At 51.8% G+C, this 14,135-nt stretch carries 16 protein-coding genes and 1 pseudogene; 8 read left to right on the top strand and 9 right to left on the bottom strand.

All coding sequences use genetic code 11. From position 1 onward, the window contains the following. Positions 1 to 11 precede the first annotated feature (11 nt). The 6 genes from sapF to OGY09_RS21190 all read right to left on the bottom strand — a co-directional run bounded on the left by sapF (position 12) and on the right by OGY09_RS21190 (position 6,025). Positions 12 to 818 carry a peptide ABC transporter ATP-binding protein SapF gene (gene sapF, locus OGY09_RS21215; protein WP_003020558.1) on the bottom strand — a complete coding sequence of 269 codons (807 nt, stop codon included), beginning with the start codon at positions 816 to 818 and terminating at the stop codon, positions 12 to 14. A gap of 1 nt (position 819) precedes the next feature. Continuing rightward, positions 820 to 1,812: a peptide ABC transporter ATP-binding protein SapD gene (gene sapD / locus OGY09_RS21210; protein WP_003020556.1), complete on the bottom strand. Its 993-nt coding sequence runs from the start codon at positions 1,810 to 1,812 to the stop codon at positions 820 to 822. Continuing rightward, positions 1,812 to 2,702, bottom strand: coding sequence for a peptide ABC transporter permease SapC (gene sapC / locus OGY09_RS21205; RefSeq protein WP_003833291.1), 891 nt, complete (start codon positions 2,700 to 2,702; stop codon positions 1,812 to 1,814). The genes sapD and sapC overlap by 1 nt, the downstream gene beginning before the upstream one ends. Continuing rightward, positions 2,689 to 3,654, bottom strand: coding sequence for a peptide ABC transporter permease SapB (gene sapB, locus OGY09_RS21200; RefSeq protein ID WP_003020545.1), 966 nt, complete (start codon positions 3,652 to 3,654; stop codon positions 2,689 to 2,691). Before sapB ends, sapC begins: the two co-directional genes overlap by 14 nt. Beyond that, complete coding sequence (gene sapA / locus OGY09_RS21195; protein WP_032943594.1) at positions 3,651 to 5,294, bottom strand: ABC transporter substrate-binding protein SapA; 1,644 nt, start codon at positions 5,292 to 5,294, stop codon at positions 3,651 to 3,653. Before sapA ends, sapB begins: the two co-directional genes overlap by 4 nt. 338 nt (positions 5,295 to 5,632) lie before the next feature. Beyond that, positions 5,633 to 6,025: a YdeI family stress tolerance OB fold protein gene (locus OGY09_RS21190; RefSeq protein ID WP_032943593.1), complete on the bottom strand. Its 393-nt coding sequence runs from the start codon at positions 6,023 to 6,025 to the stop codon at positions 5,633 to 5,635. Between the two features lie 248 nt (positions 6,026 to 6,273). Here OGY09_RS21190 and OGY09_RS21185 point away from each other — a divergent pair, with 248 nt between their 5' ends. Further along, positions 6,274 to 7,182: an SDR family oxidoreductase gene (locus tag OGY09_RS21185; RefSeq protein WP_008784919.1), complete on the top strand. Its 909-nt coding sequence runs from the start codon at positions 6,274 to 6,276 to the stop codon at positions 7,180 to 7,182. A 90-nt stretch (positions 7,183 to 7,272) separates the two neighbouring features. Here OGY09_RS21185 and OGY09_RS21180 read toward each other — a convergent pair whose 3' ends face one another. Together OGY09_RS21180 and pspF are read right to left on the bottom strand one after the other, a co-directional pair. Then, a complete protein-coding gene (locus OGY09_RS21180; RefSeq protein ID WP_032944434.1) occupies positions 7,273 to 7,917 on the bottom strand; it encodes a quinolone resistance pentapeptide repeat protein QnrB30 in 645 nt (214 codons plus the stop codon). 94 nt (positions 7,918 to 8,011) lie between these two features. Beyond that, positions 8,012 to 9,001: a phage shock protein operon transcriptional activator gene (gene pspF, locus OGY09_RS21175; protein WP_162623429.1), complete on the bottom strand. Its 990-nt coding sequence runs from the start codon at positions 8,999 to 9,001 to the stop codon at positions 8,012 to 8,014. Positions 9,002 to 9,156: 155 nt separating this feature from the next. Here pspF and pspA point away from each other — a divergent pair, with 155 nt between their 5' ends. The 4 genes from pspA to pspD are packed head-to-tail and all read left to right on the top strand — an operon-like array spanning position 9,157 to position 10,702. After that, positions 9,157 to 9,825 (top strand): phage shock protein PspA, encoded by a 669-nt coding sequence (gene pspA / locus OGY09_RS21170; RefSeq protein WP_003020532.1) that lies wholly within the window; start codon positions 9,157 to 9,159, stop codon positions 9,823 to 9,825. A gap of 54 nt (positions 9,826 to 9,879) precedes the next feature. After that, positions 9,880 to 10,104: an envelope stress response membrane protein PspB gene (gene pspB / locus OGY09_RS21165; RefSeq protein ID WP_003020509.1), complete on the top strand. Its 225-nt coding sequence runs from the start codon at positions 9,880 to 9,882 to the stop codon at positions 10,102 to 10,104. Then, a complete protein-coding gene (gene pspC / locus OGY09_RS21160; protein ID WP_003020497.1) occupies positions 10,104 to 10,463 on the top strand; it encodes an envelope stress response membrane protein PspC in 360 nt (119 codons plus the stop codon). Before pspB ends, pspC begins: the two co-directional genes overlap by 1 nt. Before the next feature lie 8 nt (positions 10,464 to 10,471). Then, complete coding sequence (gene pspD, locus OGY09_RS21155; protein WP_003833267.1) at positions 10,472 to 10,702, top strand: phage shock protein PspD; 231 nt, start codon at positions 10,472 to 10,474, stop codon at positions 10,700 to 10,702. A 165-nt stretch (positions 10,703 to 10,867) separates the two neighbouring features. Here the strand turns inward: pspD and OGY09_RS21150 are convergent. Beyond that, a pseudogene (locus tag OGY09_RS21150) lies at positions 10,868 to 10,993 on the bottom strand (LacI family DNA-binding transcriptional regulator); the annotation flags it as partial. A 155-nt stretch (positions 10,994 to 11,148) separates the two neighbouring features. Between OGY09_RS21150 and pspE the strand changes: the two are divergent. The 3 genes from pspE (at position 11,149) to OGY09_RS21135 (ending at position 14,064) form a co-directional block, all read left to right on the top strand. Further along, complete coding sequence (pspE, locus tag OGY09_RS21145; protein WP_008784913.1) at positions 11,149 to 11,466, top strand: thiosulfate sulfurtransferase PspE; 318 nt, start codon at positions 11,149 to 11,151, stop codon at positions 11,464 to 11,466. 142 nt (positions 11,467 to 11,608) lie between these two features. After that, positions 11,609 to 13,006 (top strand): YcjX family GTP-binding protein, encoded by a 1,398-nt coding sequence (locus OGY09_RS21140; RefSeq protein ID WP_032944430.1) that lies wholly within the window; start codon positions 11,609 to 11,611, stop codon positions 13,004 to 13,006. Continuing rightward, positions 13,003 to 14,064, top strand: coding sequence for a YcjF family protein (locus OGY09_RS21135; protein WP_032943592.1), 1,062 nt, complete (start codon positions 13,003 to 13,005; stop codon positions 14,062 to 14,064). Before OGY09_RS21140 ends, OGY09_RS21135 begins: the two co-directional genes overlap by 4 nt. Positions 14,065 to 14,135 lie beyond the last annotated feature (71 nt).

Raw genomic sequence — 14,135 nt, 5'->3', positions numbered from 1 at the left:
GCAGCCGTTTGCTAACGATCTTTTCGCCAGGCATCAGCGGTAAGCGCTTCGCCGAAATGACCTGCAATCAGGCGGCGGGTAAGCTCATGAAGCGGGGACGCCAGAACATCCGCTGTACTGCCGCGTTCTACCACTTCGCCCTGGTGCATGACTAATACCTGATCGCTGATGTGCTTCATCATGCCAATATGTTGGGTCACATAGATATACGAAATCCCCTGTTTTTCCTGCAATTCCAGCATCAGATTGATGAGCTGCGAACGCATCGACATGTCCAGAGAGGCCAGGGCTTCGTCGGCGATAATGACTTTGGGGCGTAAAATGAGCGCACGGGCAAGGCCCAGACGCTGTTTTTGCCCTGGGGCCAACATATGTGGGTAATAGCTTACGTGATCGGGCAGCAGCCCGACCATGCGCATGGTCTCCACGATCTGTTTACGACGCTGCTCAGGCTCGAGGTCGGTATTCAGACGTAGCGGAAAATCGAGGATTTGCGAGATACGTTGCCGCGGATTAAGCGATGTTGACGGATCCTGGAAAATCATACGGATCCGCTGACTACGAAATGAATAATCGCCATATTTTAACGGATGATCGTCAATCAGCAGTTCACCGCTGGTGGGTTCAATCATACCCGCCAACATTTTTGCCAGCGTAGATTTCCCCGAACCGTTTTCACCAATGACGGCGAGCGTCTGACGTTCACGCAGGGTGAAACTCAGGGGCTTGACGGCCTCAACGGTCTGGCGGCGAAATAAACCTGTCCGGTAGCGAAAGGTTTTGCTCAGATTACGAACTTCGAGCAGGGTTTCTACCATCTCACTCTCTCTCCATGTTCAGCGGGAAATGACAGGCGTAGAGATGATTCTTTGCTCCGGTCAGTCTTGGGGTTTCAATACATTCGCGTTGTGCATAAGGGCAGCGTGGCCCCAGACGACAGCCGATGGGTAATTGTTCCAGCAATGGAATAGCTCCTGGCATGGTATTCAGGCGGCTTTTGTGCGGCATTGCGCTACCAAAATCAGGAATAGCGCGAATCAACGCTTGAGTATAAGGATGATGAGGAATGGTCACCAAATCTTTACTTGGCGCGGTTTCGACCGTTTGCCCGCAGTACATCACGTTGATTTTGTCAGCCCACTGGCTGAGCATTTGCAGGTCATGGCTTATCAACAAAATGGTGGTATTGCTGTTTTGATTCAGACGGGTTAGCAGACGGAAAATTTGCGCCTGGGTGGTTGGCTCCATCGCGTTCGTCGGTTCATCGGCAATCAGCAAACGCGGCTGATTCGCTAATGCGATAGCGATCATGACCTTCTGACATTCACCGTCGGTTAGTTCATATGGGAAGCTGCGCATGGCGTCTTTATGGTCTTTTATCCCGACGCGGTGCAAGAGTTCAATCGCACGGCGCTTGCGCCAACCGATGCGCTGCCACCAGCGACCTTTGTAGGTCCATGCCGGAATATTTTGCATCAGTTGACGTCCGATACGCTCGGACGGATCGAGACATGACTGCGGCTCCTGAAAGATCATGGAGACGTTATGACCGACCAGTTTGCGTCGTTCACGCGCGGAAAGGCGTAGCAGATCGATATCATCAAAACGCATACGGTCTGCGGTTACGCGCCAGTTATCTTTAGCGACGCCGCAAATGGCCTTAGCGATCAGACTTTTGCCGGAGCCAGATTCGCCGACCAGCCCGCGGATTTCACCCTCATTCAAGGTCATGCTGACACGATCAACAGCCTTTACCCAGTCGTCACCGGTCCTGAATTCAATGGTCAGGTTGCGGATATCCAGTAATGGCATTACTCCACCCCCGCAATAATTGCGCGGCGCACGCCGTCACCCAATAGGTTAACCAGCAACACGCTTATCATAATTGCCGCGCCTGGCAGCATCACCGTCCACGGTGCGACATAAATCAGCTCCAGCGCGTCGCCGAGCATGGCTCCCCATTCCGGGGACGGCAGCTGTGCGCCAAGATCGAGAAAACCCAGCGCGGCGATATCCAGAATCGCCATCGACAGTGCGCGGGTGATTTCAGTAATAAGGCCAGCGGTAATATTGGGCAGAACGGCGAACCACAGAATATTCAGTGTGGTTGCACCGTCCAGGCGAGCAGCAATGACGTACTCTTTCTCCAGCTCGTCATGCACCATGCTGTAAACGGAGCGCACCATGCGCGGCAGCAGTGCCAGCCAGACGGCAAACATGGCGTGTGTCAGATGAGGCCCGGCAAAGGCCACCACAATAATCGCCAGCAGCAGAGAAGGGATCGACAGCAGGGTGTCCAGAATGTGGTTCAGCACCGCAGAGCGCAAGCCGTGCGTCGCACCGGCAACTACGCCCAATACCAGGCCACACAGCGTGGCGGCAAGAGTGACGACAAACGCGCCGCCAACGGTCGGGGCCGCGCCGCTGAGCAGACGGCTTAAAACGTCACGTCCCAGATCGTCAGTCCCGAGGAAGAATGAGACTTCGCCATAGCGCGACCATGACGGCGGTAAAAGCTGATAGCCGAGAAATTGCTGATCGATGCCGTAAGGGGCAAACCAACCACCAAAAATACACAGAATAGCCAGTCCCGCACAGCCGTACAGGCCGATCATCGCAGTCGCATCGCCATAGAAATTGCGCCATGCGGTGCGCAACGTACCTGGCGGGCGTTTTTCGCTGTAGACGCTATCGTAAGGCATACCATTCCTTATGTTTCAGAGGGTTAGCCATAGCACCCAAAATATCAGAGATGACGTTAACGATAATAACCAGTGAGCCAATCACCATCACGCCCGCTGAAATCGCCGCGTAATCCTGCTGGCGAATCGCGTTAATCAGCCAACGACCAAGACCGGGCCAGCTAAAGACCATCTCGGTGATCATCGCCAGCGTCAGCATGGTGGAAAACTGTAATCCCAGACGCGGGATCACTGGCGGAAGGGCATTGTGCAGGACGTGACGACGCAGAATCGTTAATCGTGACAGACCGCGCGTGGCCGCCGCTTTGACGTAGTTCTGGTCAAAGACCTCAATGGTGCTGATACGCATCAGGCGGATAACTTCTGTGGTGGGCGCAACGGAGAGCGTCAGCACCGGGAGCACCATATGACGGATAGCGCTGACCAGCATTTCATCGCGCCAGGGCGAGTCGGAGATCCACGCATCAATAATGGCAAAACCGGTAACAGGTTTCACCTCGTAGAGAAGATCAAAACGCCCGGAAACGGGTAACCAGCCGAGGGTCAGCGAGAAGAGCAATGTCAGCAGCAGCGCCAGCCAAAAAACGGGGATAGAAAACCCCATCAGAGCCAATGCGCTGATGCAGCGATCCTGCCATTTGTTCCGCGTGATACCGGCCAGCATACCAACGGGGATCCCAACCATTAGTGCAAAACCAAAGGCAAGAATGCACAGCTCCATTGTGGCCGGGAACACCTCTTTCAGCTGCTCTGAGATCAACTGGCCGTTGATACTGGATACGCCGAAATCCCAGTGAATGAGACCATTGAACCAGAATACCCATGCGTTCCACAGCGATGCACCCTGTAACGGCGCATGAGGCGTGAAGTAGCTCAGGCTGAAGCCAATAAAGGTCAGGAAGAACAGGGTTACCAGTAGCAATAAAAATCGACGCAAGGTGAAGATAATCATGGTTTTTTCACCTCATCTTTCTTTTCCCTGGACACGCCGGCAAAAGAGGCATTACCGAATGGACTGAGCACCAACCCTTTGATGTCGTAGCGGTAAGCCTGTAGACGCAGTGAAGAGGCCAGTGGCAGGATCGGTAACTCTTGGGCAAGAATATTTTGCGCTTCGTCATAGGCATCAATTCGCGATGAAAGCTGCTGCGAAGAGAGAGCCTTGCGCAGAATGCTGTCAAACTGCGGATTACACCAGTGGGCAAAGTTGGTCTGTGAATTGATGGCGGCACAGCTGAGCAACGGCCGGAAAAAACTGTCAGGATCGTTACTGTCCGTCGCCCAGCCAGATAACGTCAGATCATGGTTCATATCCATTAATCTCGCCTCCTGAAAACGACCTTCTACCGGGATGATCTTCACTTTTACACCCACCTGAGCCATATCTGCCTGAATCAGCTCGGCGGTTTTCAGCGGACTGGGGTTCCAGGCCTGAGAGCTGGTAGGGACCCAAAGTTGTAACGTCAGATTCTCCAGCCCCAGCGCTTTTAGCTGCTCGCGCGATTTTGCCGGGTTGTATTCTGTAATTTTAGCTTCGTTATCATAAGCCCACGAGGCGCGAGGCAAAATAGATGCCGCGGTTTCTGCCGTCCCGTAGTAGATAGACTGCATTAAGCGCTGGTTGTTGATCGCTAGCGCCAGCGCATGCCGCACGGCAGGGTTATTCAACGGCGGTTTATTGGTGTTGAACGCCAGATAGGCAATGTTCATTCCCGGGCGCAGCGTCAAACGCAGGCGAGGGTCATCACGCAATATGCTGAGCTGGCTGGCGGCAGGCCAGGCCAGGACGTCGCACTCGCCAGTGAGTAATTTCGATAAGCGTCCGGTTCCACCAGAGCCGAGATCCACTACGACCTGCGGCATCAGAGGAGTGCCACGCCAGAATTTTTCATGTCGCTGCAACCGAATATATTGGCCGGCACGATTCTCCGAAAGCTGGTACGGGCCTGTGCCGACGGGTTGTCTGTCGAGCAACTCCTGGCGATCCTGTTTTGCCAGATTAGCGGCATATTCCGCCGACATTACGGAGGCATAGTGTGTGGCAAGGTGCCACATAAAGGAGGCATCCGGTTGCGTTAAGCGGAATTCAACGGTGTTGTTGTCCAGTTTGCGCACGCTTTGGACGTTATCGGCAAACTGCAGGCTGTCGAAGTAGGGGAAACTGCTGCCGTTCACATTGTGCCACGGATGGTGGCGATCAAAGATGCGCTGGAAGGTAAACACCACATCGTCTGCATTTAGTTTGCGGGTGGGGGTGAACCAGGCAGTCTTCTGAAACTGAACGTCACGACGCAGATGGAAGCGGTAGGTTGCGCCGTTATCCAGCACCTCCCAGCTTTCAGCCAGCTCAGGCACCAGCCGATAGGTGTAGGGATCTACATCAAGCAGTCGGTCATACAATTGGGCCGCTAACGTGTCGACGATGAGACCGCTGCTCGTTTTTTGTGGGTTGAACGTATTGACTTGCCCGCTGACGCAATAGACAAACCCACTGTCACGGATATCAGCGTGCGGAGCTTGCTCAGGCGCAGCAGCAGCCTGACCACTCAGAAATCCAGCCATCACGATCAGAGATGATAAAACCAGGCGCATAATTTTAATGGATTATATAAAGAGGCTATCTTACTAATACTTAATGACATTTGCCATTACCGTTTGTTTTTGGGAGTAACAGGCTCGATAAGCTCGAGTTCAACACCGCGACATGGTCAAAATTCATACCTGCTATCCACTTTGAATCTACTCTGTTAACTATCTTAGCATTTTCATGGCCCATCTGACTTGCTATAAACGCGTGATTCGCGGGTAGAAAGAAAAATGTGAGGGGAAAGAGGGAGGAAATGACCATGACGGGCAGAAGAGAGCATTCGCAAAATCGTGGGAATAAAGAAAATCGACCGGGAAGAGCGGCTTTCTTCCCGGTTATTGCGTTACTTCTGGATCTTATTTACGCGTACTACTGGTGGTTGCATTTTAGCGTTGAGGCTACCGTTAATACTGATCATTTGATCGGGTTTAACCGTTCGACCATCGAAAACCGCGTGTGGAATTAAAGTCAGGATACTGCCGGTTTTATCACGAAAGACAAATTTGTCTCCGTCTTGATCCTCGATGAGATTACCTCGCAGAGAAATGGTCGCACCGTCATGCATCGTTTTGGCCTGTTCGACAGTCATGATTCTTGCATCTTCAGTCCCACGATAACCTTCATCCAGAGCGTGGGCTGGCGGTGGAGCTGTATCATTTTTCAACCCGCCGTTATCATCAGCAAGCGCTGGCGACAATAAAAAACAACATAATAATGGCGTTATGGATAATTTCATACGTTCTCCTTTTGCCAAGGTTGAAATGTTAAGTGTGGTTGCTATTTATTAACACTGCGAACTGGATAAGTCTCAAATAATATTGTTTAAATTAAATCTAACGTTGGTGGGGATATAAGCGCAACGGTAGAGGAAAGTAGGGGGGGTAATATTCCGAGAAAATTAAGTGTAGCTGGATAATATAGGTCATGCCATTCATTTTGGTCTACGCTTATTAGTCTTTGTGATAAATAATGAGAGGTAATTGAATGGCTGGCTTAAACAAGGAAAAAAAGACCATCAATAAAACCAATTCTGCGCGTTTTCCGGCGCCGCCTTTTCAACAGCAGCAGCAGCCCTTTCCCGGGCTGGCGGGGAAAATGCAACCGCGCCCCGATCATGGAGAAGACAGCTATCAGGGAAGCGGTCGCCTGAATGGGCGCAAGGTATTAATTACCGGTGGGGATTCAGGGATTGGTCGTGCTGTTGCTATTGCCTATGCTCGTGAAGGCGCTGATGTTGCGATTAACTATTTACCTGAAGAAGAAGATGATGCGCGTGAAGTGGTCGACCTGATAAAAAAAGCAGGCAGAAATGTTTTGGCCATCCCCGGAGATATCCGTGATGAAACTTTTTGCGGCCATCTGGTAAAACAGGCGGTAAAAGGGCTGGGAGGGTTGGATATCCTCGTCAATAATGCAGGTCGTCAGCAATTTTGTGAGTCAATTGAGGAACTCACCACAGAAGATTTCGACGCAACATTCAAAACCAATGTTTACGCTATGTTTTGGATCACCAAAGCGGCCATACCCCATCTTTCACCAGACAGCGTGATAATTAATACCTCCTCCGTACAGGCTTATGAGCCAAGTGAAATCTTGCTTGATTATGCTCAGACTAAAGCAGCTATCGTGGCATTTACTAAATCGCTGGCGAAACAGCTGGCCCCGAAAGGGATCCGTGTCAATGCCGTCGCGCCGGGTCCATACTGGACTGTACTGCAGTGCTGTGGTGGTCAACCGCAGGAAAAGGTGGAGAAATTTGGGGCAAATGCGCCGCTGGGACGCCCTGGTCAACCGGTGGAAATCGCGCCGCTTTATGTCACCCTGGCCGCTGGGGAGAACAGCTATACGTCTGGTCAGGTTTGGTGTTCTGATGGGGGGACCGGAACCCTCTAACGTTTATGCTCTGTGCGTCGAAAGTGACTTTAAGGCAAGAGCGGACACTATTGTATAAGGGCGGGAGCGGTACTTACCGCTCCGTGAATGCTAACCAATCACCGCGATGCCAAGACGTTCCATGAGCAACGATGCCTGGTAGTTGTCCAACTTAACGCCTTGTAAATCAACGCCCCGAATATCTAAGTCCCCCAACTCCGAATTGGTCAGATCGCAATGTGTGAAGTTTGCTGCTCGCCAGTCGAAAGTCGAAAACTCGCCGCCGGAGAGATCTGAACCACTGAACGTCGCGCCCAGTACCTGGGCACCCATCCAACGGTTTTCCCACAGCTCACACTTTTCCAGCACGACTTTCGAAAAATTGGCGTAGCTTAGATTTGTGTTAGTGATATATGCACTACAAAACCAGGTGCGAGTAGTGATCATATTCATAAAACTTGCGCCGCGGAAATCTGCGCCTTGTGCGCGGCAGTGGCGAATTTCAATGCCCAGCGCACTGGCATTGCGAAAATCCGCCATGGATAAATCACTGCTTTTAAAAATGGCATCTTTCAGCATCGCACGACTAAAATTGCACCCTTTCTGGCTTTCACGATCATAGAACTGACAGCCGATAAATTCAGTGCCGCTCAGGTCGGCACCTGAAAAATCACAGTTAAAAAATGTACTATTTTCAATTTTCTCACCGGTGAAGCGGTTTCTGTCAATTTTTTCGCCAACGAGTGCCAGTGCCATATTTGTACCTGTTTTTTTATACAGTAATGGCGTCATGGTAAACCCTGATGAGGTTATGCGTCAAATCCGCCAATATGACATCTGCAAATGTGCGTTAAATCTGGTGTTTTTTCAGCAAAGCGCGAAGCTGATGGTAAGTCAGACCCAATAATTCAGCGGCTTTTTTCTGGTTAAATTTTGCCTGCTGTAAGCTGGTTTGTAGAAAGTCTTTCTCTTGCTGCTGCTGGAATTCACGCAGATCCAGCGGTAAACCTACAGACATCGGTTTAGTTTCCGGCGCCTGCGGCTGAGTAGTGTGGCGGAGGAAGGGGTCAATGATTATCTCATCCAGCGGGTAATCACTGGTTCCATGCCGGTAAACGGATCGCTCCACGACGTTTTTCAGTTCACGAATATTGCCCGGCCAACGGTAGTGGAGGAGCGTTTCTCTGGCCTCGGCACTAAAACCCGGAAACAGAGGTAATCCGATCTCGCGGCACATCTGAATGGCAAAATGTTCGGCCATTAACATAATGTCACTTTGACGCTCGCGTAACGGTGGGAGTTGCACCACGTCAAAGGCCAGGCGATCCAGCAGGTCAGCGCGGAAAGTGCCTTCGCTGACCATGCGAGGTAAGTCGGCATTGGTCGCACAAACAAGTCGTACGTTAACCTGCAACGGCTGGCTGCCGCCAACGCGCTCCAGCTCGCCATATTCAATAACCCGCAGTAATTTTTCCTGTACCAACATCGGGGCGGTTGCCAGTTCATCGAGAAACAGCGTACCGCCGTCGGCGCGTTCGAAACGTCCCGGATGGCGTTTTTGCGCGCCGGTAAAGGCACCCGCTTCGTGACCAAACAGTTCGGAATCAAGCAAATTTTCGTTTAGAGCCGCGCAGTTAAGCGAAATAAACGGGCCTTGCCAGCGGGTGGAGAGGTAGTGCAGGCGGTTGGCAATAAGTTCTTTCCCGGTCCCGCGCTCACCTATAACCAGTACAGGTTTATCCAGCGGTGCCAGATGAGAAACCTGCTCCAGCACTTCAATAAAGCTGTTCGCTTCACCCAGAAGATTATCTTTGTATCCAGCCATGATGAAATTCACCATTTGTTAGTGTTATTCACCAATTTACGCTAATTAGCCTGGCAGGTAAAATTATATAATTACATTAAAATCAATTATATAAAAAGTTGGCACGCCAAGTGCATAACGAAAACAGCAGGGCATAGCCCGATATCAGAACAGTAAGTGAGGATTACATTATGGGTATTTTTTCTCGTTTTGCCGACATCGTGAACGCCAACATTAATGCGTTGCTGGAAAAGGCTGAAGATCCGCAGAAACTGGTGCGGTTGATGATCCAGGAAATGGAAGACACGCTGGTTGAGGTACGTTCTAACTCAGCGCGTGCGCTGGCAGAAAAGAAACAATTATCTCGCCGTATCGAACAGGCCAGTGCCCAACAGGCAGAGTGGCAAGAAAAAGCAGAACTTGCGCTGCGTAAAGAGAAAGAAGATTTGGCGCGTTCTGCGTTAATTGAAAAGCAGAAACTGACCGATTTAATTGCCTCTCTGGAGCATGAGGTGACGCTGGTTGACGATACGCTGGCGCGTATGAAAAAAGAGATCGGTGAGCTGGAAAATAAACTCAGTGAAACCCGTGCTCGTCAGCAGGCGTTGATGCTGCGTCATCAGGCAGCGAGTTCTTCGCGTGATGTTCGTCGTCAACTGGACAGCGGTAAACTTGATGAAGCGATGGCGCGCTTTGAATCTTTCGAGCGTCGTATCGATCAGATGGAAGCCGAGGCTGAAAGCCATAACTTCGGTAAACAGAAGTCTCTGGATCAGCAATTTGCTGACCTGAAAGCAGATGATGAAATCAGCGAGCAGCTGGCGCAACTTAAAGCCAAAATGCAGCAAGACAAGCAATAATAACATCTGGCGGCGCCCGAACGCGCCGCCGCTCATCACCTGTAAGGAGTACTCATGAGCGCGCTATTTCTGGCCATCCCGTTAACCATCTTTGTGTTGTTCGTTTTACCGATTTGGCTCTGGCTGCATTACAGCAACCGTTCCAGCCGTGGCGAACTGTCGCAAAGTGAACAGCAACGCCTGGTTGAACTCAACGATGACGCACAGCGGATGCGCGAGCGCATTCAGGCGCTGGAAGACATTCTTGATGCTGAACATCCAAACTGGAGGGACCGCTAATGGGAGGCGTTAATCTGAACAAAAAACTGTGGCGTATTCCGCAGCAGGGCATGGTGAAGGGGGTTTGCGCTGGGATTGCGCATTATCTCGATGTGCCTGTGAAGCTGGTACGGATCCTGGTGGTGTTGTCAGTCTTTTTTGGCCTGGCCTTTTTCACCTTCGTCGCCTACATCGTGCTGACCTTTGTGTTGGATCCGATGCCGGATAATGTGGTTTCCGGCGAGCAGCAGCCATCAAGCGGTGAGCTGTTGGATGCCGTCGATCGCGAGCTGGCGGCTAGTGAAAAGCGTTTACGTGAAATGGAGCGTTATGTGACGTCCGATACTTTTTCCTTACGTAGTCGCTTCCGTCAATTGTGAGGGCAGAAATGAACAATCGCTGGCAACGTGCCGGGCAAAGGGTTAAGCCGGGCTTTAAAATAGCAGGTAAGCTGGTGCTTCTGACCGCGCTGCGCTACGGCCCGGCGGGTGTAGCAGGGTGGGCGGTGAAGTCCGTCGCCCGACGCCCGCTAAAAATGCTGCTGGCGTTGGTTCTGGAACCGGTGTTGAGTCGGGCTGCGGCAAAATTGTCGAAACGCTATTCAGGTAATCAACCCTGATATTTGAATCAGCAAAAGCAAGCAACAATTAATCAACATTCCCTCAGTTAATTTGCGGCAGCTTACAAATATAATTTGGGGGCTGTCAAAATTCTTTTGGGTTGTTACCACGGGTATTGAAGGTGAACTAAAAAATCTATTTCGCAGGGCATTAATACCCAGGTTTTATATCAGGAAGTCGGTCAGCAATATTTGTGTTCCTATCGTGATATTCTGTAATCCTTTCTCACCTGCAATCAGATTAAATAATAAATTACAGCTTTGCTCACCTAATTGTTGGGTAGGAACATCAAATGCGGGTAGAAAAATCAACAGGCTAACTGCAGCATGGGTAATCTGAGGAACAATCGTCCGCGCCTGCAGACGGTGATAATGCGGTCGCAATATTTTCTTAAGAACTGGCGTATAGTGTAGAGGTAAATCCAACTATCAGTCAGGAAGATATTATGTTGAAAAAAGGTGTATTAGCATTGGCTCTGGTCATCGGCATGCCGGTTTACGCAGCCGAACACTGGATCGATGTTCGCGTTCCTGAACAGTACCAACAGCAGCATATTCAGGGGGCCGTCAATATTCCGTTAAAAGAAATGAAGGCACGTATTGCAGCTGAAGTTCCTGATAAGAACGACACTGTGAAGCTGTACTGCAACTCCGGGCGTCAATCGGGACAAGCGAAGGATATGTTGACTGAAATGGGCTATACGCAGGTGACGAATGAAGGTGGCATCAACCAGATCTCGCTTCCTAAAGTAGAGAATAAATAAGCCGTACGCAGTTCTTCTGCTCCTGGCGGTAAGAATAATGCCGCCAGGTACCGCCCAGGTAGTTGATAAGTAAGAATTGACCCCTATCTTTACTTCCTGTTTGTTATAATTTCTTCGGTTCCTTCAGCAAAACGGGATGGCGATGAAGCGACTTAAAAATGAACTCAATTCGCTGGTTAATCGCGGGGTAGACCGGCATTTACGCCTGGCTGTTACCGGACTTAGCCGCAGCGGTAAGACGGCGTTTATCACCGCGATGGTAAACCAGTTACTCAATATTCATGCCGGTGCGCGTCTGCCGTTGCTCAGCTGCGTGCGCGAAGAGCGTTTGCTCGGCGTGAAACGGGTTCCTCAACGCGATTTTGGCATTCCGCGCTTTACCTATGATGAGGGACTGGCGCAACTGTACGGCTCTCCGCCAACCTGGCCGACCCCTACGCGCGGCGTGAGTGAAATACGTCTGGCGTTGCGCTATAAATCCAATGACTCTTTACTGCGCCACTTTAAAGACACCTCCACGCTGTACCTGGAGATCGTCGATTATCCGGGGGAGTGGCTGCTCGATTTACCGATGCTTGCCCAGGATTATCTGAGCTGGTCGCGGCAAATGACCGGATTATTGCAGGGGCAGCGGGGCGAATGGTCGGCAAAATGGCGGCAGTTATGCCAGGGGCTGGATCCGTTGGCGCCTGCTGATGAAAACCGTCTGGCGGAAATTGCTGCCGCCTGGACGGAGTATCTGCATCAGTGTAAACAGCAGGGCCTGCATTTTATTCAACCGGGCCGTTTTGTCCTGCCCGGAGATATGGCGGGCGCGCCTGCGCTGCAATTCTTCCCGTGGCCGGATGTCGATGCCTGGGGGGAATCAAAGCTGGCGCAGGCAGACAAACACACCAACGCGGGCATGTTGCGCGAAAGATTCAATTATTACTGCGAAAAGGTCGTCAAAGGGTTTTATAAGAATCACTTCCTGCGCTTTGACCGCCAGATTGTGCTGGTCGATTGCCTGCAGCCGCTCAACAGCGGGCCACAGGCGTTCAACGACATGCGCCTGGCGCTTACCCAGTTGATGCAAAGCTTCCATTACGGGCAGCGTACGCTGTTTCGTCGGCTATTTTCTCCAGTGATCGACAAGCTGCTGTTTGCCGCCACCAAAGCCGACCACGTCACGGTCGATCAGCACGCCAATATGGTGTCGTTATTGCAGCAGCTGATCCAGGACGCATGGCAAAACGCGGCGTTCGAAGGTATCAGCATGGATTGTCTGGGGCTGGCATCGGTGCAGGCAACCACCAGCGGCTTGATCGATGTGAAAGGTGAAAAGATCCCGGCGCTGCGAGGTAATCGTCTGAGCGATGGCGAACCGCTGACAGTTTATCCGGGCGAGGTTCCCGCGCGACTGCCCGGACAGGCATTTTGGGACCGCCAGGGCTTTCAGTTTGAGGCGTTTCGCCCGCAGGTTATGGATGTCGATAAACCCTTACCGCATATCCGCCTTGATGCCGCGCTGGAGTTTTTAATAGGAGATAAATTGCGATGAGCGAGCCGTTAAAACCGCGTATCGATTTCTCAGGTCCGCTGGACGTGGAACAAAACACGGCGTTTAAAGCGCAGCAAATGTTCAACGAAACGGAGGCGCAGACTTTTTCTCCGGCGAAAGTGGATGAACCCCTGGAAGACGAAGGTCAGGCGGAGGCCGTCATTGATGCGGCCTTACGCCCCAAACGCAGTCTGTGGCGCAAGATGGTGATGGGCGGGCTGGCGCTGTTTGGCGTAAGCGTTGTTGCTCAGGGTGTGCAGTGGACCATGAACGCCTGGCAGACTCAGGACTGGGTCGCGCTGGGAGGATGTGCCGCAGGCGCATTGATTATCGGCGCAGGTGTCGGATCGGTGGCGACCGAGTGGCGCAGATTGTGGCGATTGCGTCAGCGCGCGCACGAACGTGATGAAGCGCGAGACTTGCTCCACAGCCATGGAACCGGAAAAGGTCGTGCATTTTGTGAAAAACTGGCGCAGCAGGCGGGTATCGATCAGTCTCATCCAGCATTGCAGCGTTGGTATGCCTCAATTCATGAAACACAGAACGATCGCGAAGTGGTCAGCCTGTATGCCCATCTGGTGCAGCCGGTGCTGGATGCGCAAGCCCGGCGTGAGATCAGTCGTTCAGCAGCAGAGTCCACGCTGATGATTGCCGTCAGTCCGTTGGCGCTGGTGGATATGGCGTTTATCGCCTGGCGAAATCTGCGGCTGATTAATCGCATTGCATCGCTGTATGGCATTGAACTTGGTTATTACAGCCGTCTGCGCCTGTTCCGCCTGGTGTTGTTGAATATCGCTTTTGCCGGGGCCAGTGAGCTGGTGCGGGAAGTAGGGATGGACTGGATGTCGCAGGATTTAGCCGCCCGCTTATCAACGCGTGCCGCACAGGGCATTGGCGCGGGGTTATTAACGGCGCGTCTGGGCATTAAAGCTATGGAGCTTTGCCGACCGCTGCCGTGGATCGATGATGATAAGCCACGACTGGGCGATTTTCGCCGTCAACTGATTGGTCAGGTGAAAGAGACCTTACAAAAGAACAAATCTCCGCGCGAAAGTTAGCTAAAAAACAGGCGCCGATCGTATAACTTTACGCCCCGGCGCCCAATTTTCCAGCGCGCTGTCAATATTTG

Origin of the sequence: Citrobacter sp. Cpo071 (genome assembly GCF_030332765.1) — a bacterium.
GTDB lineage: Bacteria > Pseudomonadota > Gammaproteobacteria > Enterobacterales > Enterobacteriaceae > Citrobacter > Citrobacter portucalensis.
Note: the sequence above shows the minus strand (reverse complement) of the source record. Positions and strands in the feature narration are given on the sequence as shown.

Coding starts and splice junctions, on each gene's coding strand:
- sapF (WP_003020558.1), bottom strand. CDS start 818: ATGGTAGAAACCCTGCTCGAAGTTCGTAATCTGAGCAAAACCTTTCGC.
- sapD (WP_003020556.1), bottom strand. CDS start 1,812: ATGCCATTACTGGATATCCGCAACCTGACCATTGAATTCAGGACCGGT.
- sapC (WP_003833291.1), bottom strand. CDS start 2,702: ATGCCTTACGATAGCGTCTACAGCGAAAAACGCCCGCCAGGTACGTTG.
- sapB (WP_003020545.1), bottom strand. CDS start 3,654: ATGATTATCTTCACCTTGCGTCGATTTTTATTGCTACTGGTAACCCTG.
- sapA (WP_032943594.1), bottom strand. CDS start 5,294: ATGCGCCTGGTTTTATCATCTCTGATCGTGATGGCTGGATTTCTGAGT.
- OGY09_RS21190 (WP_032943593.1), bottom strand. CDS start 6,025: ATGAAATTATCCATAACGCCATTATTATGTTGTTTTTTATTGTCGCCA.
- OGY09_RS21185 (WP_008784919.1), top strand. CDS start 6,274: ATGGCTGGCTTAAACAAGGAAAAAAAGACCATCAATAAAACCAATTCT.
- OGY09_RS21180 (WP_032944434.1), bottom strand. CDS start 7,917: ATGGCACTGGCACTCGTTGGCGAAAAAATTGACAGAAACCGCTTCACC.
- pspF (WP_162623429.1), bottom strand. CDS start 9,001: ATGGTGAATTTCATCATGGCTGGATACAAAGATAATCTTCTGGGTGAA.
- pspA (WP_003020532.1), top strand. CDS start 9,157: ATGGGTATTTTTTCTCGTTTTGCCGACATCGTGAACGCCAACATTAAT.
- pspB (WP_003020509.1), top strand. CDS start 9,880: ATGAGCGCGCTATTTCTGGCCATCCCGTTAACCATCTTTGTGTTGTTC.
- pspC (WP_003020497.1), top strand. CDS start 10,104: ATGGGAGGCGTTAATCTGAACAAAAAACTGTGGCGTATTCCGCAGCAG.
- pspD (WP_003833267.1), top strand. CDS start 10,472: ATGAACAATCGCTGGCAACGTGCCGGGCAAAGGGTTAAGCCGGGCTTT.
- pspE (WP_008784913.1), top strand. CDS start 11,149: ATGTTGAAAAAAGGTGTATTAGCATTGGCTCTGGTCATCGGCATGCCG.
- OGY09_RS21140 (WP_032944430.1), top strand. CDS start 11,609: ATGAAGCGACTTAAAAATGAACTCAATTCGCTGGTTAATCGCGGGGTA.
- OGY09_RS21135 (WP_032943592.1), top strand. CDS start 13,003: ATGAGCGAGCCGTTAAAACCGCGTATCGATTTCTCAGGTCCGCTGGAC.